A 21,105-nucleotide genomic window follows, 5' to 3' on the forward strand; every position below is an offset into this window, starting at 1 on the left:
TTTTTGGGTAATCGGAAAGTGCGGAATGTGGTGCCGGGCCGCCGACGCGGCGAACGGTACCGGACAGGAAAGCGGCGACGCAGGGGGAAGCGTCGCGCGAGGCGGTTTTCAGGTGTCGGCGCGGCGCGTTCCGCTCCAGGGCAGACGCTTGATCACGCCCGTGGCGAGCGCGGTGCCGACGAGAATCACGCCGCAGCCTTCCAGCATGCCAGGCGACACGGTTTCGCCGAGAAACAGCGCACCCCACAGAATGCCGAACACCGGAATCACGAAGGTCACCGTAATCGTGCGTGTCGGCCCGACCGCCGCGATCAGATCGAAGAACAGCATGTAGGCGATACCGGTACACGCGACACCCAGCGCGATGACCGCGCCCCACGCGTGCGCCGAGATCGGCGCAGCCGGCCAGTAGATGACGGCGAGCGGCAGCAGCACGATGGTGGCGCCGGTCATCGTGCCGGTCGCGACGGTCAAGGCGTCGACGCCGGTCAGGCGGCGCTTCGTGTAATTGGAGGCGATGCCGTACAGCAGGGTGGCGCCGAGTGCCGCGGCGGCCGCGAGCGCGGCGCTCAGCGGAGTAACGGCCGAGCCGTTCGGTGCGGCGATCTGATCCCATACCAGCATCAGCACGCCGACAAAGCCGATCACGAGACCGACCGTGCGCAGCGCGCTCAGGCGGTCGCGCAGCCATAGAAAGCCGACGAGTGCGCCCCACAGCGGCGTGGTCGCATTGATCACGGACGTCACGCCCGCCGACAGCGTCAACTCGGCATAGGCGAACAGGCAGAACGGCGCCGCCGAATTCAGTATGCCGACCACCAGCAGCGGGAAGGCATGGGTGCGCAGGATCGTTGCGGATTCACGCAGCGGCCGCCGCGCGATCAACACGATGGCAAGGAAGGCCGCGCCGATGCCGACACGCAGCGCCATCAGCGGCGCGACGCCGAAGTCGGACACGCCGACGCGAATAAAGAGAAACGAGGCACCCCATAGGGCGGCGAGGATCAGCAACTGGAGGAGGTTTTTGGCATTCATTGTCGTGGCGCCGCGCGCGGTTTAGTCGGGACGCATTTGCATCGTAGCAGCGTGATTGCGCGAAACGTTTCAGGTTGGAGTGAAACAGCAAGATGCGGGAGAGGATGGGGCGTCCGGCTATCGTCATCCTAAGCGCGGTCGAGCCCGCCGCAAAACGAGCAATTCTCACGCTGATGTGAGAAAAATTGCGATGAAATGGATGCGCTACGGATGTAACGCCAACCCTGGCGGGGTTGGCGTCTATGGAGCATGAATTATTTTGCGGCAGTGCACGAGTTTTTGGCGACGCTGATAGGGGCCCCTATTAGCGCCATCGGCACGAGCAGCGACTACCGCCCGCGCTGCTTCGCGCGGGCCGGATGCATGCCTCAGTGCGGGATCATCCCTTGCAGGAAGTTCTGCTGCAACCACACCAGCACGCCGAGAATCACCGTCAACAGAATCGAATGCTTGAAGGTCTTGGCGAACACCACGCCTTCCTTGCCTTTGAGTTCGGTCGTGGCCACGCCGGTCGAAATGTTCTGCGGCGAGATCATTTTGCCCATCACGCCGCCCGACGAGTTGGTCGCCGCCATCAGAATCGGGTTCAGGTTCAACTGGTGGGCCGCCACCACCTGCAGGTTGCCGAACAGCGCGTTGCCCGAGGTGTCGCTGCCGGACAGGAACACCGCGACCCAGCCGAGGAACGCCGACACCAGCGGAAAGAACGGTCCGACCGATGCCGCGCCGAGCCCGAGCGTGTAGGTGAGCCCTGAGTAGTTCATCAGATAGGCGAGTGCGACGATGGTCGCCACCGTCAGAATGGCGATACGCGTCTGGACCCAGGTGTCGACAATGGCCTTGCCAAATTCGCTGATCCCCAGACCTGTCACGAGCGACGTGATGATGGCGGCCACCAGAATCGCCGTGCCGGTGGCAAGCGGCTGGAAGTCCCACACCGCGCCATACGGCGTGTTGTACAGGGTGATGAACACGGCCTTGTCGAGGCCCGGCCACGGCACCTTGACGTCACCGATCAGGAAGATCTTGGCGATGGTCCAGACGATCACCACCGCCGAGACGATGATCCACGGATACCATCCCTGGGCGCCGCTGATCTTGCCGCGCACCTCGCCCACGCGATCGATGTTGATCGCGAACTTTGGATCGACGGCGGGTTTCCAGACGCGCAGGAAAGCGATCGTGAGGATCAGCGAGACCAGGGACGACAGCACGTCGGTCAAACTGTAGTTCACATAATTCGCCGTGACGAACTGGGTCAGCGCGAAGCTCGCGCCCGACACCAGCAGCACGGGCCACACGCGCAGCATGTTGCGAAAACCCGCATACACGCCGATCACGTAGAACGGCAGCAGCAAGGCGAAAAACGGCAATTGCCGTCCGACCATTTTGGCGAGCGTGTCGGCTGGCAGGTGGGTGACCGCCCCGAGCACCGTGATCGGCACACCCAGCGCGCCGAACGCGACCGGTGCGGTATTGAAGATCAGCGTGAAGGTGAGCGCTTCGAGCGTGGGGAAACCGAGCAGGATCAGGAGCGAACTGGTGATCGCGACCGGTGTGCCGAAGCCGGAAATCCCTTCGAATAGCGCGCCGAAAGAAAAGCCGATCACGACCAGCACCACGCGGCGGTCGTTCGGCAGGTTGTCGATCATCCACATGCGAAAGGCCGCGAAACGGCCCGAGCGTTGCGAGATGTTGTAGAGCAGGATCGCGCTGAATACGATCCACATCACCGGCCAGCAGGCGAACACCGCACCGTTCGCCACGGAGGCGGCCGCCAGTCCGACCGGGAACTGCCAGACGAAGATCGCCACGATCAGCCCGACGATCAGGCCCGCGAGCGACGCCTGCCAGGCCGGGCGGCGCGCCCAGCCGAGCAACAGCAGCACGACGATGATCGGCAAGGCGGCGACAAGGAATGACAGCGCTAGCGAATTGCCGACTGGAGTGAGTAGTTGGTGAAACATCACGTCTCCTTCGTTGTTGTTCGAGATCGACGCGGACTACGCACTGCGGCGCGCGTCGATCAGGCAGGACGGATGGGCGTCGGCGGCGCGTGCAGGACGCGCCGGGTCGCTTATTTAAACGAGTACTGCGTGTGGCTTCCCCAAGCATAGAGCCCGGTTGGGAGGCGTCAAGAAGGGTAAGTACGGGCGAAAGAGAGGGGGAGACGCCGGGTCGTGTGAGCGGGGGATCGCCGCGGCATGATGGGCGTGAAGCGAGGCCGGCGCGGTATGGCGGCGATGCCGGTTTTCAGGCGACCCGGGGGGGCGGGTTGTGCGGCACGGTTCCGTCCGGTGCCCTGATCGAGGCGGGCACGGGACGGTTAAGACAGATCAGCCCGGCGGCCTTCAACGGCGAGATTCAATGCCAGTGGCCGTGCCCACCGCCCCAATAGCCACGTCCGCCGCCCCAATAGCCGCCAAATCCGACGCCGATCGAGACCGACGGGCCGTACCAGCCGGGGTAACCGTAATAAGCGGGATACACCGGCGGCGGATAGTAAGCGGGATAGGCGGGATACGCCGGAGCAACGTAGACGGGCGGCGCGGCGGCGACCGTATAAGCAGGCGGCGGGTTCTGCTGGGCGCTCTGGGCTCGCTGCATTGCCGAGGCGGAAGGTTGTTGCTGCGTTAGCTGGGCGGCCTGCGGATCGGGCGGTCCGACCTGCACGTCCTGTTGTGTCGTATTCGCCGGGACCGTCGCGTAATACGGATAGTAGCCGCCCGGATAGTAACCGTATGGGTAGTAGCAGCCGGACAGTGTCAGCACGCAGACTGCGCCGATGAGCACCAGTCCTGCTTGTGAAATACGAGGGAAACGGCGCGGCAACTGCTGGCCGATCGTGCCGACCGTGTTGATGATGGGGGACTTCATGACGCGCTCCTGTTTCAAACGGACGCCGCCATCCGGGGCGTATTGGCTTGAGCTTACGCCCGCGTCGCGCTCGCAGGATTGCAAAACCGTAACGGCTTATTTCACGTCATTGCAAAGCGTTGGGTGAAGCGACCGGCATGGCGCCGGTCGTCTTCGTGGGGTGGCGCCCGCCTGCTCGCCGGGGCAGGCATCGTCGTTCTTTGCGATGGGCCGCAGAGTGGGCTGGCCCCATGCGCTGTCGTATCGAAAACGCCTCGCCGGCGCTTACTTGCCGACCTGATTACCGATGATGCCGCCTGCCGCCGCGCCGCCAAGCGTCGTCAGGGCATTGCCGCCGATCAGCGCGCCTGCCGCGCCGCCCACGCCCGCGCCGATTGCCGTATCGCGTTGCCGTGTGGTCATGCCGTCACACGCGGAAAGACTTGCGGCAACCGCCACGATAGCCGCGAGCGCGCCGAGTTGACGAATCGATTTCATGATGCTGACTCCGTTCATTGTGTCTGAAAATGGTTGCGTGGAAATGGACAGATCACGCCGTCCTTACTTCTGATCTTATCGGTGCAACCCGTATCCAGATGTGTAGCCTTGTCAGCAGATTGTCGGTTTCGTAATCAAATGTTTCTCCTGTACCGGCATCCGGCGTGCCGGCCGCACAGAAACGCAAAAGCCCGCCAGTGGCGGGCTTGGGTACTGCAATGCGGTGACGCGCGAGGTTCGAACGGCGGGCGCGTACACACACGTGCGCGTGCGCCCGCAATCCGACCCTTACTGCCGCTGATAGATCTCAGCGCCCTTCTTCATGAACTCGATCGACTTCACTTCCATGCCTTTCTGCAGCGCTTCGTCGTCGGTGACGCCTTGTTGCGCTGCGAACTCGCGGACGTCCTGGGTGATCTTCATCGAGCAGAAGTGCGGGCCGCACATCGAACAGAAGTGTGCGACCTTGGCCGAATCCTTCGGCAGCGTTTCGTCGTGGAATTCGCGTGCCTTGTCCGGGTCGAGGCCGAGATTGAACTGGTCTTCCCAACGGAATTCGAAACGCGCCTTCGACAACGCATTGTCACGCACCTGCGCGCCCGGATGGCCCTTCGCCAGATCGGCGGCGTGCGCGGCGAGCTTGTAGGTGATGATGCCGGTCTTGACGTCGTCCTTGTTCGGCAGCCCCAGGTGTTCCTTCGGCGTGACGTAGCAGAGCATCGCGGTGCCGAACCAGCCGATCATCGCAGCGCCAATGCCCGACGTGATGTGGTCGTAGCCCGGCGCGATGTCGGTGGTCAACGGTCCAAGCGTGTAGAACGGTGCTTCGTCACACCATTCCAGTTGCAGATCCATGTTTTCCTTGATCAGCTGCATCGGCACGTGGCCCGGGCCTTCGATCATGGTCTGCACGTCGTGCTTCCACGCAATCTGCGTCAGTTCGCCGAGTGTCTTCAACTCGCCGAGTTGCGCTTCGTCGTTGGCGTCGTAGATCGAACCGGGACGCAGGCCGTCGCCGAGCGAGAAGGCCACGTCATACGCCTTCATGATTTCGCAGATGTCTTCGAAATGCTCGTACAGGAAGCTTTCCTTGTGATGCGCGAGGCACCACTTCGCCATGATCGAACCGCCGCGCGAGACGATACCCGTCATGCGCTTGGCCGTCAGCGGCACGTATTGCAGACGCACACCGGCGTGGATCGTGAAGTAGTCGACGCCTTGTTCGGCCTGTTCGATCAGCGTGTCGCGGAAGATTTCCCACGTCAGGTCTTCGGCCTTGCCGTTGACCTTTTCGAGCGCCTGATAGATCGGCACCGTGCCGATCGGCACCGGCGAATTGCGGATGATCCACTCGCGCGTTTCGTGAATGTGCTTGCCGGTGGACAGATCCATCACCGTGTCGCCGCCCCAGCGGATCGCCCACGTCATCTTGTCGACTTCTTCGCCGATCGAGGACGTCACCGCCGAATTGCCGATGTTCGCATTCACCTTCACGAGGAAGTTACGGCCGATGATCATCGGCTCGCTTTCCGGGTGATTGATGTTGTTCGGGATGATCGCGCGGCCGCGGGCGATTTCTTCGCGCACGAATTCCGCGGTGATTTCCTTCAGGCCGTCCGGACCGAAGGCGCTCGCACCGAAAGCCTGGCCCGGATGCTGGCGGCCCATCATCGCCGCGAGCTTTTCGCCGTTCGGACCGCTCGTCTTCAGGCTTTCCAGATAGGCGGCGCGTTGCTGGTTCTCGCGAATCGCGATGTATTCCATTTCCGGCGTGATGATGCCGCGACGCGCGTAGTGCATCTGCGAGACGTTCTTGCCGGCGATGGCGCGGCGCGGTGTGCGATGCAGGCCTTTGAAGCGCAGCTCGGCAGTCGCGGTATCGGCGGCACGTTCGCGGCTGAAGTCGCTCGACAGGCCCGTGAGCGCTTCGGTGTCGCCGCGCTCTTCGATCCAGGCCTGACGCAGCGCGGGCAGACCCGCGCGAATGTCGATCTGCGCTTGCGGATCGGAGTAGGGGCCCGACGTGTCGTAGACATAGACCGGCGGGTTCTTCTCGCCGCCGAAGCTATCCGGCGTATCTGCCTGGGAGATCTGGCGCATCGGCACGCGAATGTCGGGCCGCGAGCCGGTCACGTAGACCTTGCGGGAGTTCGGCAGCGGGGCGACAGCGGCGGCATCGACGTGAGCGTCGGCGGAAAGAAACTTCGGATTGGCGTTCATGCGTATCTCCATGCAAAGCTATGTGGGGCCGCTAAGCAGGAGACGAGATGGAAGTTGTCGGATTCGCGAGAGATGAAACGGTAGACCAGCAGCGAAATCCGTACGCTTCCCTGCGCTGGCATTATCCAGATCAGGTTCAAAGGGTATTTCTCACCCACGCAACACGGACCTCCAACCTCCGTGCCACGCAGGACCCCCGCGTTAGCAGCGCACACGATACACCGCCCGGGCGATGCTTGGCAACCCATCTTGAAAAAGTCAGATATCGGAGATAACGCCGGTCAGCCACGCACTATTCTGATTGTGATAGGGCGTGATGGGGGCTGCCGGGAATGATGCGGCGCAGCAGTTCTGCGTCGCGGAGGCACTTTGCTTACAGCGTGAAATTGTCGGCCGCTTCGGGCTGAAACAGGATTTTTTCGAGCTTCAGGACTTTTTCCGTGCCGCTTGGCGGCGTGAAGCGGATGCGTTCGCCACGCTTGGCGCCGAGCAGCGCAAGACCGAGCGGCGAAAACACGTTCAGGCGGCCCTGCGCGAAGTCCGCATTGGGCGGATACACAACCGTCCAGGTCATCTGCTCGCCGCTGGTTTCGTCGACCAGCGTGGCCTGCGAATTCATGGTGACGATGTTTGCGGGGATGTCGCGCGATTCGACGATCACGGCACGCGCCATGACGTCGTCGAGCATGTCCTGCAATTTGGCGTCGGCGCCGGGCGCGGCTGCGTGTTTTTCGAGACGCGCGGCGTCGAGTTCGGTGAGGTAACAGGTTTTCGTCTTTTTCATGACGGGTTCTCCATTTCGATCTGCATGTAAGGGGACTGCGTGCGGATGAGATCAGCCCGGAGCCCGACGACGCGGCCCCGGCGATGGAGGGGACCTGCGTTAGATCGGGCGCCGGGCGGCGAGAAGCGGGAGCGTTCGGGTCGGCTGGCCGGCGTGAGGCGCCGCGATCTCCGCGCGCGCACAACCGGTTGCGCGGCGGGGGCGCAAACGGGTGAGGACACGGGAGAACGGAAAACGCATGGTGAAGTAGCCGGCGGATAACGAAAGATGTTGGGACGCGCCGGAAAGAAAGCTTAATCGACGCAATCGAAAGGTGAATGTTAGCACGGCCGGGGCGTCTCTTTAATTGCGGCTGGCGGGCTGCCGTGGATACACGGTGCGGCGTGTCTGGATCGCCTGGGAACGTTCAAGGCAGACGCGGCGCTGCCGTTAATTCTGCTGTAGGGGGTGGCCGTTGCCTGGTCGGGCAACCAGCGGTGGGTGGCGCGTCAATAGCGCGGTGCGAAGTAAGACGGCTTAAGGAGATCTGCTGATGAAAACAGGAACCGGGCGGTTTGGGGTGCTCAGCGCGGCAGTGGTGATGGCAGCGCTGGTTGCGGTGCCGCTCCAGGCGATGGCGAGCGATGGAACGATCACTTTCTCGGGCATGATCGTGGCGCCACAGTTAGAGGTATCGGCGGCTCCGGCGCCTGTTCAGGCCGGCCCACATGTCAATGCGGCTGGCGGGCGGCTCACGGCGGCGGGTTCGGCAGTCACGCTGACTTTTGGCGCTGAGCCGGGCGTGGTTGCGGGCGCGAATGTCGCGCTTCAGGTGATCAACGGCGCGAAGGCGCGTGATGCATTGGCCGAGCGTTTTGTCGATGGCAGTGGCCATGTGTTTCGCGCCGGCAGTGACGGGCGCTACCGGATTGGCCGCGATGGCGGTGCGTTGTCGCTGGCGTCGAAGCGTGCCGCGCAGGATACTCAGGTGATCGTTGTCGTTAGTTACGATTGACGCACCTTCCGCGGGACGCCCGCAGGCGCCCCGCGGAGATCAACGGTACGGAAAGGCCGGGACCGCGGGTGGACATGCTGAATCAAAATAAAAATTGGAACCGGCTGTCATAAGTGGTCTCCTGGTTCGACAAACGTGCAGATCCTGATGGAGCACGCCATGCGAATCATACGAACCCGCCGAGCCAATCGGCATGTCCAGCGCTATGCCACCCGCGCAATCGCGCTAGTCGTCGCGCTGACGACCCTCTCGGCCAGCGGCCTTGCCGCTGCAGCCAGCGCCGTATGCGCGTCGCACAGCCCGTCCCACCGGGTCGCGCTGGTGGAGCTTTATAGCAGCGAAGGCTGCAATAGCTGCCCGCCTGCCGACACCTGGCTGAGCCAGTGGAAAAACAGCGGCGCCACCCAAAGCATCGTGCCGCTGGCCCTGCACGTGGACTACTGGAATAGCCTTGGCTGGACCGACCGCTTCTCGCAGCATCGCTTTACCGAACGTCAGCAAACCCTCACCGACCTCGCCGGCGGTCACACCATCTACACGCCCGAAGTGTTCGTATCGGGCCGTGAATTGCGTGGGTGGTCGCAACGCGACAGCTTTCAGAGCCGCATCGAGAAGCTCGTCGCCGAACCGGCGCAGGCGAACGTGGCGCTTGAACTGAAACCGCAGGCGAAGGGCGCCTTCAATGTCGATGCGCAATTCACCAGCAAGGCGTTCGATACAAGGGACACCGCGGAGCCGCTGAATGCCTACGTCGCGCTCTATCAGAACGCGTTGAACTCGCAGGTCAAAGCCGGGGAAAACAGCGGCGCCACGCTGCATCACGAACGCGTCGTGCGGCAATGGATCGGCCCCGTGCCACTGGTTGACGGTCGCGCACAAATCCGCCGCGATATCCGTGTCGACGATGCCGACGCCAACGCGCCGGCCGGCACCTTCGGCGTGGTCGCTTTCGTCGAAAACGCCGCGACCGGCGATGTGTTGCAAGTGGGCGAGCTGGCCGCCTGCAACTGATCGCGCGACGACCCCGCAGCGCTTCCCATTTCATCGGAGATTCTCATGGCAACGCCTCATGTTCTCAGCGAAACCGCGCCGCCCGCCTTGCCGAAGAGCGGCACGATTCACCCGGTATGGGTGCGCGTCACGCATTGGCTCAACGCACTCGCGGCCATCCTGATGATGCTGTCCGGCTGGCGCATCTATGACGCGTCGCCGATCTTCAAAGGCTTTACGTTTCCCACCACGATTACGCTCGGCGGCTGGCTCGGCGGCGCGCTGCAATGGCACTTCGCGGCGATGTGGCTGCTGGTCTTCAACGGTCTGCTGTATCTCGCGCTGAACCTGGTCAGCGGGCGCTTCGTGCGCAAGTTCCTGCCGGTCTCGCCGCGCGCCGTACTGCACGACTTCATTGCCGCCTTGACCGGCAAGCTCTCGCACGCCGATCTGCGTGTCTATAACGCGGTGCAGAAACTGGCCTATCTGTTTGTCGTCTGCGATCTGATCGTGCTGGTGCTCTCCGGCCTCGCGATCTGGAAATCGGTGCAGTTTCCGCTGTTACGCGAGGTGATGGGCGGCTATGACAACGCGCGCATCGTCCACTTCTGCGCCATGTCGCTCATGGCTGCGTTTATCGCCGTGCATCTGGTGATGGTGGCGCTCGTCCCGCGCTCGCTGCTGGCGATGCTGCGCGGACGTTAAGCACCTGATTCACGGATACGCAAAGCTTAAGGACATCGAATCATGACCCGGCAAGATACAACATCCGATCGAAAAATCGCATCTATGCCTGACACCAGGCTCGACCGCGAATCGATCCTGATCGACGCACGGCGCGAACTCGCGATGCCGTCGCGGCGCCTGTTCGGCAAGCGGCTTCTGACGCTCGGCGGACTGTCCATGCTGACTGGCTGCTCGCTGACCGACAACGATTCGGTCAACGCATTCCTCACGGCCGTGTCGCGTCTGAACGACCGCGCGCAGGCCGCGCTGTTCGATCCGAAGCAACTCGCGCCGACCTACACCGAAGCGCAGATCACCCGGCCGTTTCCGTTCAACGCGTTCTACGGTATCGACGACGTACCGGATGTCGACGCCTCCGACTACAAGCTGAAAATCAGCGGTCTCGTCACCGGTCAGCGTGTGTGGACCCTGCCCGAGTTGTACGCGCTGCCGCACGCGGAGCAGATCACGCGGCATATCTGCGTGGAAGGGTGGAGCGCGATCGGCCGTTGGGGCGGCACGCCGTTTGCTGATTTTCTGCGGCGCATCGGCGCGGACACGAGCGCGAAGTACGTCGGCTTCAAATGTGCCGACGACTACTACGAGAGCATCGATATGCCGACCGCGCTGCATCCGCAAACGCTGCTCACGTTCTCGTACGACGGCGAGCGCTTGCCCGCGAAATACGGCTTCCCGATGAAGCTGCGCATGCCGACCAAGCTCGGCTACAAGAATCCGAAGCACATCGTCGAGATGTTCGTCACTAACACGTATCCCGGCGGCTATTGGGTCGACCAGGGCTACAACTGGTTCGGAGGCTCCTGACGCACGGGTCGGCGCGTGCAGGACCCAACGCGCGACCCCGGGCGGCAGAAGCTTCGGAAGTACCCCGGCATCAGTGAGATGCCGGTTCAGATTGATCCATAACGAAACGGAGTTTTCCCATGAAAAAGTTCGCAATTGCAGCAATGGCCGTCGCTCTTCTGACCAGTGGCGGCGCCGCGTTCGCTCAGGCAAGCGGCGCCATGTCCAACGATGCGATGTCCAAGGACACGATGTCGAAGGACGCGATGTCCAAAGACACCATGTCGAAGGACAGCATGAAGAAGGACGCGATGAAGCACGACAAGATGAAAAAGAGCGGTGACGCGATGGGCATGAAGCACGAAGCATCGGGCGCGATGGCCAACTGAGCGTGGCCGGCGATGCCGGCCGCATAGTCTGAGCGCCGGTTTCGCACGTAAAGCGAAAGCCGGGGATATGTCCCCGGCTTTTCTGTTGCATGTACGCAAAAAAGTTACGATTCTTTCAAGCGACGCGGTGGGCGCTTACTGCATAATGCGGCGTCGCGCCAGATGTTTAGCGCGTGTTAGCCGCGGATCGATTCCTTTCGAGCGCCGCGGCGTTGTGGCCCCATTGGCCATCTATCGTCTTTCCGTTCCACCGACATGTCCGCCAGCCTCGCCCGTCAGACCGCATCGCCAATGCGGTGTCCGCCATCCCGCCACCGGGTCTTCAGCGGGGGCGCAGCACCTCGAGCGGCATGGGCGGGCTAACGCATGTCGCCGCAACTCCCAAGCCGTTTCTCGCGTGGTTTCCCGATCCGTTTGCCGCAGTCCCGCAACGGACAGATCGCGCTCGCGCTCACGGTCGTTTATCTCGTATGGGGCTCGACCTACCTCGCCGTGCATGTCGCGCTCGGTTCGTTTCCGCCGCTGCTGCTCTCAGGGCTGCGTAATCTGTTTGCCGGGGTAGGGCTCTTCGTTTTCGCGGCGCGCCGCAATCCGGTTTGGCCGAGTGCGGGTGAAATCCGCAATGCCGGTCTGGTCGGCACGATGCTGGTCGGCTTGTCGAGCGGCATGCTGGCCTATGGCATGCGCACGGTCGGCACCGGCACCGCGGCCGTGATGGTCGCGACGGTGCCGTTGTTCGCGACGGTGATCGCGGCGGTGGCGGGGCGCAAGATCGGCCGGGGCGAGTGGTTCGCGGTCGGTCTTGGACTGGTGGGCATCGCGATCCTGAGTCATGGCGACAGCGCCCCGGGATCGGCGGGCGGCAGCCTGGCCATTCTGTGCGGTGCGCTTTTCTGGGCCGGCGGCGCGCACCTGGCCGGCCGGCTGAAGTTGCCGTCGGACCTGTTTCTATCGACCTCGCTGCAGATCGGCCTCGGCGGCGCGATGTCGACGATGGTCGCCTGGGTGTCCGGCGAGCGGATGATGGAAGTGCATTTTCTGCCGGTGCTCGCTTTCGTCTACCTCATGCTGATCGGGACGATGACCGCCTACGTCGCATACGGTTTCCTGATCCGGCATACGAGTCCGATTATCGCCAGCAGTTGCATGTACGTGAATCCGGTGGTCGCGGTGGCGCTCGGTGCGTTGTTGCTCGGCGAGCCGGTCACGCATTCGACGGTCATCGCGACGATCGTGATTCTGGCCAGCGTGGGCCTGTCTTTCTGGTTCGATTACCGGAAGAAGCGGCTCGCCTGAAGGGAGACGGCGGCGGGGCTTCTGTTGCACCGTCGCCGGCTCTCGGGTCTTTGGGTTTGCGCGCTCCGCCGCTTCGGCATGCTGTAGCCACCTGCACGTCTCGCGGCTTCTTCAAAGCGCCGCCGCCACTTCCGCACCCTCGCGAATCGCGCGTTTCGCATCCAGTTCCGTTGCCACCTTTGCGCCGCCGATCACGTGATAGCGCGGACTATTTGTACCGTTTGAGCCCTTGATGCCGCTCGCGCTGCCAGCCGCGCCATTAGCTCCGCTATTAGTGCCGCTGTTGGCCCGATTCGCGGCGTTTGACCCATCCGCGGTTTGTGCCGGCGTCTTCGGAACCAGGTCGCGCAAGGATTCCTGCCCCGCGCACACCACGATCGTATCCACGTCGAGCCACTCTTCGACGCCTTCGCGCGCAATCTTCAAACCGCGCTCGCTGATTTCCAGGTACGACACGCCGCCGAGCATCTTCACGCCGTTTCTTGCCAGCGTCGCGCGATGCACCCAGCCCGAGGTTTTGCCGAGCCCCATGCCAAGCTTGCCCGGCTTGCGTTGCAGCAACCAGATTTCACGGGCCGGCTGCACCGGTGCCGGCGCTTTCAATCCGCCGCGATCCTGTACCGTGAGGTCGACACCCCATTCGTCGAGCCATTCGTCGCGCGGTATCGGCAGCGGGTCGCCCGCACGATGCAGCAAAAATTCGCTGACGTCGAAGCCGATCCCGCCCGCACCGATCACCGCGACGCGACGCCCCACCGGCGCGCCGCGCAATACGTCCACATAAGACAGCACGTTGGCCCCGTCGATGCCGGCAATCGCCGGGCTGCGCGGCACGATGCCCGTGGCGACGATCACATCGTCGTAGCCGCCTGCCGCGAGCAGCGCCGGATCGACCCGCGTATCGAGTCGCACGTCGACACGATGCCGTTGCAACTGGCTCTGAAAATAGCGGATCGTCTCGCTGAACTCTTCCTTGCCCGGCACGCGCATCGCCAGATTGAACTGACCGCCGATGGCCGCGCTCGCATCGAACAGCGTGACGCGATGGCCGCGCGAAGCCGCAACGGTCGCCGCGGAAAGTCCCGCCGGCCCCGCGCCGATTACGGCAACCGAACGCGCGGCCTGAGGGCTTGAGACCGGCTGGTAGATCAGCTCGGTCTCGCGTCCGGCACGCGGATTCACGAGGCAAGTCGCGCGCTGGTTCTTGAACGTGTGGTCGAGGCAGGCCTGATTGCAGGCGATACAGGTGTTGATTTCGTGCGCGCGTCCTTCAGCGGTCTTTAGTACGAACTCCGGGTCGGCGAGAAGCGGCCGCGCCATCGACACCAGGTCGCCTGCTCCCTCGGCGAGCAGCGTTTCGGCGACCTCGGGCGTATTGATGCGGTTCGACACGATCACGGGCACCTTGACCGCGGCCTTCAGCCGCGCGCTCAGCGCGGCGAACGCAGCACGCGGCACCGAGGTCACGATGGTCGGCACCCGCGCTTCGTGCCAGCCGATTCCCGTGTTGAACATCGTGACGCCGGCGGCTTCGAGCGCCTGGGCAACCTGCACGGTTTCTTCCCAGGTGTTGCCGCCTTCGACCAGATCGATCAGCGAAAGCCGGTACACCACGATAAAGCGCTCGCCGCACGCCGCGCGCACGCGCTCGACAATTTCGCGCGCGAGCCGCATGCGGTTTTCGATGCTGCCGCCGTAGCGGTCGGTACGCCGGTTGGTGCGCGGACACAGGAACTGGTTGAGCAGATAGCCCTCGCTGCCCATGATTTCGATGCCGTCGTAACCGGCGCGCTGGGCGAGGCGCGCACAGCGTGCATAGTCGCGCACGGTCCGCGCGATACCCGCTTCAGTGAGTGCGCGCGGTTTGAACTTCGAGATCGGCGACTTGAGCGCCGACGCCGACACAACAAACGGCTGATACCCATAACGCCCGGCATGCAGGACCTGCAACGCGATCTTGCCACCTTCGGCATGTACGGCCTCGGTCAGCAAGCGGTGATTGCGCAGATCGAACACCGAGTTCAGCGTGCCGCCGAAAGGCAGCAGCCAGCCTTGCCGGTTCGGCGAGATTCCGCCCGTGACGATCAGGCCGACCCCGCCCTTCGCGCGCTCGCGGAAATACGCGGCCAGCTTCGGGTAGTTCCAGAAACGGTCTTCCATGCCGGTGTGCATCGAACCCATCACCACGCGGTTGCGCAAGCGAGTGAAGCCGAGGTCGAGTTCGGCGAGTAAGTGAGGGTAAGACATGCAGGGACCGTGTAAGTATGGGTAGTGCGCGAACAATACACTGCCGGACGCGCCAACTCTCCGAGGAAAAATTCTAATCCGCGTAACGCGTTGCTCAGTAACGGGTTCTCTGGAATCCAGACACCTCCCGGATCGAGCGGCACATGCATTGCTGAAGGCGGATGCACGAGCCGTGGGCTCGACTCAGAGAGGTGAACACAATGAAAACGATCCGAACCATGGCGGCTGTGGTTGCTGTCACAGCTATTTTGAGCGCATGCGGCGGTGGCGGCGGCAGCGACGTAGGCAAGGAACTCGGTCTGACGAATCCGGAAATCCATTTCATCAATGCGATTCCTGGCGGCCCGGCAGTCGACTTTCTCGTGAACGGCTCCGCGCCTTCGGGGCAGACGAACATCAGCTATAAAGGTGTGACGAACTTCACCAACATCAACACGGGTTCGACCACAGTCGCGTATTCGCCCACCGGGACGACAACCGCGCTGGCGAGCGGCAATTTCCCCGATGTCGCGAAGGGCCACGACTACACGGTCCTGGCATTGCCGGGCCTGGCCGCACCGGATATCGGCCTGATCGACGACCCGTTCGACAAGGGCCTGCTGTCCAATAGCGCCCGTCTGCGCGCCTTTAACGCATCGGCCAACGCGACCAACCTCGATCTGTATCTGGTTCAGTCAACCAATACCGCCATTACCAGCATCAGCCCGACAATGGCGGGCGTGTCGTTCAAGAATGCGGTGCCGGCAAGCGGGCAGGACTCGATCTATGTGTCCGGTGGGGAATATGTGCTGATTGCGACGGTGGCGGGCAGCAAGACGCCGATCTTCCAGTCGGCATCGTTCTCGCTGTCGAATAACGCGGACTGGCTGGTGACGTCGGTGCCGATCGCCGGTACGTTGAGCCAGCTTGTACCGGGGCAGATTCATCTGCTGGTCGCCCAGAACGGCAATACCGGCACGCCGAGTGTCGAGCTGTCGAACACGCTGACGGGCCAGTAAGAGGCCAATAAGCACGAGCGCCCACGAGTGCGTGGCTTGCGACACACGTGCCATGCAGTAGTCGCTGGGAGGACCAGGCGGCGATCCATGTGAGTGGATCGCCGCTTTGTTTGCGGGTCTGGCAATAAAAAGAGCCCGCCGCGGTTTCCCGCGACGGGCTATGGAGATCTGGCTTCTCAAGGCGCCGTGAGGCGCCCGGCAGCCGTTAAGTTGTCGCTAGCTTATTTGGCCTGGTCGGCCGAATTCGTGATGGCGTTGCCGCCTTTCGAAATATCCTGGCCGGCTCCCGCCATCGTGTTGCAACCCGCGAGCGCGGCTGTCCCAGCAATGAGAAGCAAAGCGATCAGTCGGTTCATGAGAGTTCTCCTTGTCGAGAATGCATCGGTTGACGTGCCATTCTTTAAGGGCACGCGCTAGCGTGGCTAGCTGTCGTCCGACCGCGGCATGCGCCAGTCGATCCGGTCTGATTGCATGTTAAAAAAAGGGCGGGGGCAGCGCTGTCAGTTGCGCTGCGATTTTGTTGTAAGCGTGCTCCGGTGTTTGCGTCGGCGCACTCCTACACGGATCACGCCAGGATGCCGGGAAGCCTTACAGGAGCGGCGTTTGCGGCGGGAGCGACGCAGGCAGATCCATCGACGGCGTTGCCGTGCTGACACTCGGCATCACCACATGAATGTCGGTGCCGTGCGGCACACCGCGTTGAATATCGAAGCGCCCACCGTGCGCGGCGACCCGCTGGCGCATGCCGAGCAGCCCGTGGGTGTGCGTGCGCTTCAGATCGGCTGGCGTGATGCCGACGCCGTTGTCCGCGATATGCAGTGCCACCTCGCCGTCGCCGACCTGCAGCGCGATCGACACCTTCGAGGCTCGCGCGTACTTGGCCGCGTTCGTGAGCGACTCCTGCGCGACGCGAAAGAGTGCGATCTCGGTTTGCTCGTCGAGCTGGATATCGTCGGCGGGCAAATGCGATTCGAGCGTCCAGTTGTTGCGCTGTGCGGCTTCGTCGGCGAGCGTGCGCAGCGCGGTGACGAGGCCGAAGTTCGTCAGCACGGTAGGCCGCATGTCTTCGATGATGCGGCGCTTCAGTGCAATGCCCTGGTCGAGATTGGCGAGCGCGCGCTTCAGTTTCTCCGCGACGTCCGGATCGTTGTCTTTCAGTTTGCGGTGGGCCCAGGCCACATCCATTTTGCTGGCGGTCAGAATGGCGCCGAGTTCGTCATGCAGTTCGCGCGCGAGCTGGGTCTTTTCGTTTTCGCTGACGGCCTGCAAGTGCCAGCCTAGCGCTTCGAGTTGGCGCGTGCGTTCGTTGACGAGCTGGTCGAGCTCTTCCTGTTGCGTGATCAGTTGACGTTGCACGCGCGCCTGCCGGTCCATCTGGATGCCGAGATTGCGAAACAGCAGGATGAACAGCACGATGTTCAGCGCGGACAATCCGGCCGCGCATAGCGTGGAGATGCGCTGATCGGCGCGGCTTGCATCGAGCGCGTGCTGCGCGCGACGTTCCTCGTTGTCGCGCAGCAGGGTGAGCGTGCTGTCGATCAGCGTGGCATCGGCGGGATTGGCCTCGCTTGCGCCGCCACAGGCAGACAGATCGAGCTGCTGCGGCGCCGCGCGCTGCAGCGCAGCAGCACCCGCCCCGATGCGCGCCTCGATCAGCGCGACGATCTGCGTGAAACTCGCGAGCTCGGCGCTGTCCGCCTTGGCGCTGCGGTAGAACCTGCCCAATTGTTGCGCGTTCTGCCGTATTTGCGCGGCGCTCGCGCAGAACCCTTGAGCGGACACATCTCGCTTCGTCAGAAGAAAGTCGCTTTGATACGCGCTCAGGCGGGATAGCTGGCTTGCAAGCGTGCTCAGTTGCACGGTGACGCCGCGAGCTTCGAGCGCTGTTTCGTACTCCGCGGCAATGCGTTCGCGCGCGGTTTCGAGAATCACGAGCCCACCCACGGTGATGACGATTGCCACGGTCATCGCGATTGCCCAACTGCGATCGCGCATCCAGTCGCCTAATCGCGTCGCGGTCCCGGGTTTCTGCATCTTCGACGCGTACGGCACATTCGGCTCCTTTGGTGGGGCATCAGTCTAACGTCTGCTGGGCCTGGCATTCGAGTGCCGGCATCGCTTCACGAGTCGCAATTTTCGTGCGCCTCGGCCGATGCAATGAGCGTAACGCTGCCGTCATTCCATGTAAGCGGATTCTCACACGAAAACCGGAGCATGTCGGAATGCGCCGGCTGCCGACGATCGATAGGATGGACCTGATCGTTCATTGAGTGATTCAGGAGGAAGCCATCATGTTGAAGTGGGCATTGTTCTTCGCTGTCGTGGCGATCGTCGCCGGGCTTCTCGGCTTTACCGGCGTAGCGGCAGGCGCGGCGGCGATTGCGAAATTCCTGTTTGTCGTGTTCGTGATTCTGTGCGTGGTGTTCCTCGTTCTCGGCTTCGTGGTGACGAAGAAAATTATCGATTAGCACCACTCGACGAGGCGCGTGCGTACCCGTTCCCACCGGTTGTGATGGAGCGGTTCTCGTCGGATTCGTCCCAGGTTTGCAAGGCTTACCTCAGGGCCTCTTTACACGGATATCTACCAGGAGAGTCGCCATGCTTCACTATGCCATCGTTTTTTTCGTGATTGCGATCATTGCCGCCGTGTTCGGTTTTACCGGTATCGCCGCGGGTGCGGCGGAAATCGCGAAGATCCTGTTCTACATTTTTCTTGTCGTGTTCGTGGTCACACTGCTGCTCGGCGTGTTTCGAACGTAGACGAATAGCCCATCCTTAAACCGCGTTATTCAAACTTACTTATCAGGCGCGATTCGTGCGGGATACGCAGTTCCCCCAATACCGGATAAAGGAGAATCTCAATGACGAAGTCTTCTGGCGCCCAGGGCGCGGCATCTCAATCTGGCGATTCGTTCGTAATGGACCTGAAAAAGATTCGTGAGGACGCGCGCAAGCACATGTCGGATGGCCCGGTTACGCAAAGCTACGGAGCTGACCGCGAGACGGTGCTGAAGCTGCTCAATGACTCGTTGGCGACCGAAATCGTCTGCGTGTTGCGCTATAAACGGCATCATTTTATGGCCAAAGGCATCAACTCCGAGTCCGTGGCGGCGGAATTCGCGGAGCACGCAGCAGAAGAACAAGACCATGCCGACCGCATCGCCGAGCGGATCGTGCAACTTGGCGGCGAGCCGGATTTTGCGCCGGACGGTCTGAAGGCGCGCTCGCATTCGGAGTACAAAGAAGGCGGCGATCTCACGGACATGATTCGCGAGAATCTGATTGCCGAGCGTATTGCGATCGATACGTATCGCGAGATCGTGCGTTATCTTGGCGAGAAGGACGTGACGACGCGCCGTCTGTTCGAGGAAATTCTCGCTGTTGAAGAAGAGCATGCCGACGATATGGCGGACCTGCTCGAGGGCCGTGGGTAATGTGGCTGAAAAGCGGGCGGCGCTTATGAGGGTCCATAGCGGACGTCGCAAGCGTCGACAGGGCGCAACGGGAAGGACGGGTTTTCGGCTGCCGCGCCTGTTTGGGCGGAGGTTGCCGGGACGGGACGGTTTCCCGCACGGGCAACGTCCGCGACGTTTGCTGCTGTGCCTGCGTCGGTTCGACGGAGGCGTTGCCGAAGGTCATTACAATGTCTGCATGGGAGCAATCCTTTAGCAGGGACACCAGACTGATGATTCGAGTGTTGATAGCCGACGACCATGCGATCGTCCGAGGTGGTTTCAGGCAGTTCGTCGCTGACGAGCCGGATATGTGCGTCGCGGCCGAAGCCGCCACCGGCGACGAGACCATTAGCCTCGTGCGGCAGCAGGCATTCGATGTGGTGCTGCTCGACATTGCGATGCCGGACAAGAACGGCATCGACACGTTGCGCGTTATCAGGCAGGTGAGGCCCGAGCAGGGCGTGTTGATTCTGTCGGGTTATCCGGAGAGCCAGTACGCGATCAACCTGCTGCGCGCGGGCGCCAACGGGTACCTCAACAAAGACTGCGAGCCTGAGGAGATTGTGCGGGCGATCCGCGCGGTGGCGCGCGGGCATCGCTATCTGTCGGAGGCGGTGGCTGACACGCTGGCCGACAACCTCGACAAGCCCTCGGCGGGGCGGCCACACGAAGCGCTATCCGAGCGCGAGTTCCAGATATTCTGCAAGCTCGCGGCGGGACGGATTCCGACCGACATTGCTGAGGAATTGCATTTGTCCGTGAAGACCGTGAGTACTTATCGGGCTCGCGTGTTGGAGAAGATGCGCCTGGCTAACAATGCCGATCTGACTTATTACGCGATCAAGAATGGTTTGATCGAATGATGGACGATCGAGATACGTCGATGAACAGCGAACCGAACAGTGACGCCAATCCAGCCAGTCGCGCGCCGTTGCGCGTGCTGCTGATCGAGGATTCGCCGCTGATCCGCAGGAGCCTCGTGGAGGCTATCGATGCATCGGGATTGTTGCGGGTGGCCGCGTATGCGGATTCTGCTGATCAGGCGATTGCTTTGTTGATCGATGAAGCGTTTGATGCGGTGATTGTGGATTTGCAACTGAAGCAGGGGTCAGGGGTGCCTGTGCTCGCTTATCTGCAGCGTGAGGGGATGACTGATTCGATGTTTGCTGCTGTGTTGACGAATCATGCGTTGCCGGCTTATCGGGAGCGTTGTGAACAGTATGGTGTTCGGCATTTTTACGACAAGTCGTTTGAATTTGATCGGGTTGTTGATGCGTTGCATGAGTATGCTTTTGCGCGGGGCGCTAGGTAGTGGGGGCGCGTGACGCTGGTTTCGTTTGTCTGTGCTTTTATGGTGTTGGCCTTTCCTTGCTTTGTTAGTGGTCTATTAGCGTTGCCCCTGTGCGGGGCGGCACCTACTTTTCTTTGCCTGCCGCAAAGCAAAGTAGGCAAAAGAAAGCGGCTCAAACCGCCAGCTCATAAGCGGGTCCCCTGGCTTGGAGGGGGTAGTGGTGCATCTGGAATCTGTGTTCTCGCACATTCCGCCTTCGTGACAAAGGCGTCATTCTTCCGGCGGCGCTGCGCGCGCCGAAACCCATTTCCAAAAACAATCAGTTATGCAAAGCGTAATTTGGTTTCCCATGCCAACCCGTCCGCGACGCACGCAGTGCGGAGTGGGAGCCGATGAGCCCTTTGTCACTCGCGCGGAGTGTGCGGGAGCACGGATTCCAGATGCACCACTACCGTGGCTGCGCGGGGGACCCGCTTATGAGCTGGCGGGGTGAGCCGCTTTCTTTGCTTATCTTTCTTTACG

General features: G+C 62.3%; 21 protein-coding genes and 1 riboswitch. Of the genes, 12 read left to right on the plus strand and 9 right to left on the minus strand.

From position 1 onward, the window contains the following. Nucleotides 1-108 precede the first annotated feature (108 nt). From PQR67_RS22660 to PQR67_RS22685, 6 genes are all read right to left on the minus strand, one after another. The gene (locus PQR67_RS22660) at nt 109-1,035 is read right to left on the minus strand and encodes a DMT family transporter (protein ID WP_408464248.1); all 927 of its coding nucleotides are present in this window, start codon (nt 1,033-1,035) and stop codon (nt 109-111) included. Between the two features lie 368 nt (nt 1,036-1,403). After that, entirely contained in the window at nt 1,404-3,002 is a 1,599-nt protein-coding gene (locus tag PQR67_RS22665) for an L-lactate permease (RefSeq protein ID WP_408464250.1), read from the minus strand. Between the two features lie 397 nt (nt 3,003-3,399). Next, a complete protein-coding gene (locus tag PQR67_RS22670) occupies nt 3,400-3,912 on the minus strand; it encodes a hypothetical protein (protein WP_408464252.1) in 513 nt (170 codons plus the stop codon). Nucleotides 3,913-4,176: 264 nt separating this feature from the next. Continuing rightward, the gene (locus tag PQR67_RS22675) at nt 4,177-4,389 is read right to left on the minus strand and encodes a YMGG-like glycine zipper-containing protein (protein ID WP_408464254.1); all 213 of its coding nucleotides are present in this window, start codon (nt 4,387-4,389) and stop codon (nt 4,177-4,179) included. A gap of 288 nt (nt 4,390-4,677) precedes the next feature. After that, nucleotides 4,678-6,609 (minus strand): phosphomethylpyrimidine synthase ThiC, encoded by a 1,932-nt coding sequence (gene thiC, locus PQR67_RS22680; protein WP_408464256.1) that lies wholly within the window; start codon nt 6,607-6,609, stop codon nt 4,678-4,680. 89 nt (nt 6,610-6,698) lie between these two features. Further along, nucleotides 6,699-6,817: riboswitch (TPP riboswitch) on the minus strand. Nucleotides 6,818-6,982: 165 nt separating this feature from the next. After that, nucleotides 6,983-7,393 (minus strand): GreA/GreB family elongation factor, encoded by a 411-nt coding sequence (locus PQR67_RS22685; RefSeq protein ID WP_408464258.1) that lies wholly within the window; start codon nt 7,391-7,393, stop codon nt 6,983-6,985. Nucleotides 7,394-7,925: 532 nt separating this feature from the next. Here PQR67_RS22685 and PQR67_RS22690 point away from each other — a divergent pair. The 6 genes from PQR67_RS22690 to PQR67_RS22715 all read left to right on the plus strand — a co-directional run bounded on the left by PQR67_RS22690 (nt 7,926) and on the right by PQR67_RS22715 (nt 12,592). Then, on the plus strand, nt 7,926-8,387 hold the full coding sequence (locus PQR67_RS22690) for a hypothetical protein (RefSeq protein ID WP_408464260.1): 462 nt from the start codon (nt 7,926-7,928) through the stop codon (nt 8,385-8,387). Nucleotides 8,388-8,546: 159 nt separating this feature from the next. Continuing rightward, nucleotides 8,547-9,398, plus strand: coding sequence for a DUF1223 domain-containing protein (locus PQR67_RS22695; protein WP_408464262.1), 852 nt, complete (start codon nt 8,547-8,549; stop codon nt 9,396-9,398). A 45-nt stretch (nt 9,399-9,443) separates the two neighbouring features. Then, nucleotides 9,444-10,082, plus strand: a complete 639-nt coding sequence (locus tag PQR67_RS22700; RefSeq protein ID WP_408464264.1) for a cytochrome b/b6 domain-containing protein — start codon at nt 9,444-9,446, stop codon at nt 10,080-10,082. An 84-nt stretch (nt 10,083-10,166) separates the two neighbouring features. Beyond that, nucleotides 10,167-10,928 carry a molybdopterin-dependent oxidoreductase gene (locus PQR67_RS22705; RefSeq protein WP_408464266.1) on the plus strand — a complete coding sequence of 254 codons (762 nt, stop codon included), beginning with the start codon at nt 10,167-10,169 and terminating at the stop codon, nt 10,926-10,928. Nucleotides 10,929-11,047: 119 nt separating this feature from the next. Continuing rightward, nucleotides 11,048-11,296: a pentapeptide MXKDX repeat protein gene (locus tag PQR67_RS22710; protein WP_408464268.1), complete on the plus strand. Its 249-nt coding sequence runs from the start codon at nt 11,048-11,050 to the stop codon at nt 11,294-11,296. A 366-nt stretch (nt 11,297-11,662) separates the two neighbouring features. Then, the gene (locus PQR67_RS22715; protein ID WP_408464270.1) at nt 11,663-12,592 is read left to right on the plus strand and encodes an EamA family transporter; all 930 of its coding nucleotides are present in this window, start codon (nt 11,663-11,665) and stop codon (nt 12,590-12,592) included. Between the two features lie 111 nt (nt 12,593-12,703). Here the strand turns inward: PQR67_RS22715 and PQR67_RS22720 are convergent, their stop codons facing one another. Continuing rightward, nucleotides 12,704-14,839, minus strand: coding sequence for an oxidoreductase (locus PQR67_RS22720; protein WP_408464272.1), 2,136 nt, complete (start codon nt 14,837-14,839; stop codon nt 12,704-12,706). Between the two features lie 200 nt (nt 14,840-15,039). On the opposite strand from PQR67_RS22720, the gene PQR67_RS22725 reads away from it, so the two are divergent. Beyond that, entirely contained in the window at nt 15,040-15,837 is a 798-nt protein-coding gene (locus tag PQR67_RS22725; protein WP_408464274.1) for a DUF4397 domain-containing protein, read from the plus strand. A gap of 221 nt (nt 15,838-16,058) precedes the next feature. Here the strand turns inward: PQR67_RS22725 and PQR67_RS22730 are convergent, their stop codons facing one another. Next, the gene (locus PQR67_RS22730) at nt 16,059-16,193 is read right to left on the minus strand and encodes an entericidin A/B family lipoprotein (protein WP_007181189.1); all 135 of its coding nucleotides are present in this window, start codon (nt 16,191-16,193) and stop codon (nt 16,059-16,061) included. A gap of 232 nt (nt 16,194-16,425) precedes the next feature. Next, on the minus strand, nt 16,426-17,871 hold the full coding sequence (locus PQR67_RS22735; protein ID WP_408464288.1) for a sensor histidine kinase: 1,446 nt from the start codon (nt 17,869-17,871) through the stop codon (nt 16,426-16,428). Between the two features lie 257 nt (nt 17,872-18,128). Between PQR67_RS22735 and PQR67_RS22740 the strand changes: the two genes are divergently transcribed. From PQR67_RS22740 to PQR67_RS22760, 5 genes are all read left to right on the plus strand, one after another. Then, complete coding sequence (locus PQR67_RS22740; protein WP_408464276.1) at nt 18,129-18,305, plus strand: DUF1328 domain-containing protein; 177 nt, start codon at nt 18,129-18,131, stop codon at nt 18,303-18,305. A gap of 130 nt (nt 18,306-18,435) precedes the next feature. Further along, nucleotides 18,436-18,597, plus strand: coding sequence for a DUF1328 domain-containing protein (locus PQR67_RS22745; RefSeq protein WP_006052455.1), 162 nt, complete (start codon nt 18,436-18,438; stop codon nt 18,595-18,597). Between the two features lie 101 nt (nt 18,598-18,698). After that, a complete protein-coding gene (locus tag PQR67_RS22750; RefSeq protein WP_408464278.1) occupies nt 18,699-19,271 on the plus strand; it encodes a ferritin-like domain-containing protein in 573 nt (190 codons plus the stop codon). Nucleotides 19,272-19,522: 251 nt separating this feature from the next. Continuing rightward, complete coding sequence (locus PQR67_RS22755) at nt 19,523-20,155, plus strand: response regulator (RefSeq protein ID WP_408464280.1); 633 nt, start codon at nt 19,523-19,525, stop codon at nt 20,153-20,155. Nucleotides 20,156-20,175: 20 nt separating this feature from the next. Further along, on the plus strand, nt 20,176-20,604 hold the full coding sequence (locus PQR67_RS22760) for a response regulator (RefSeq protein WP_408464282.1): 429 nt from the start codon (nt 20,176-20,178) through the stop codon (nt 20,602-20,604). Nucleotides 20,605-21,105 lie beyond the last annotated feature (501 nt).

This window comes from Paraburkholderia fungorum (genome assembly GCF_046026025.1).
Taxonomy (GTDB): Bacteria; Pseudomonadota; Gammaproteobacteria; order Burkholderiales; family Burkholderiaceae; genus Paraburkholderia; species Paraburkholderia fungorum_E.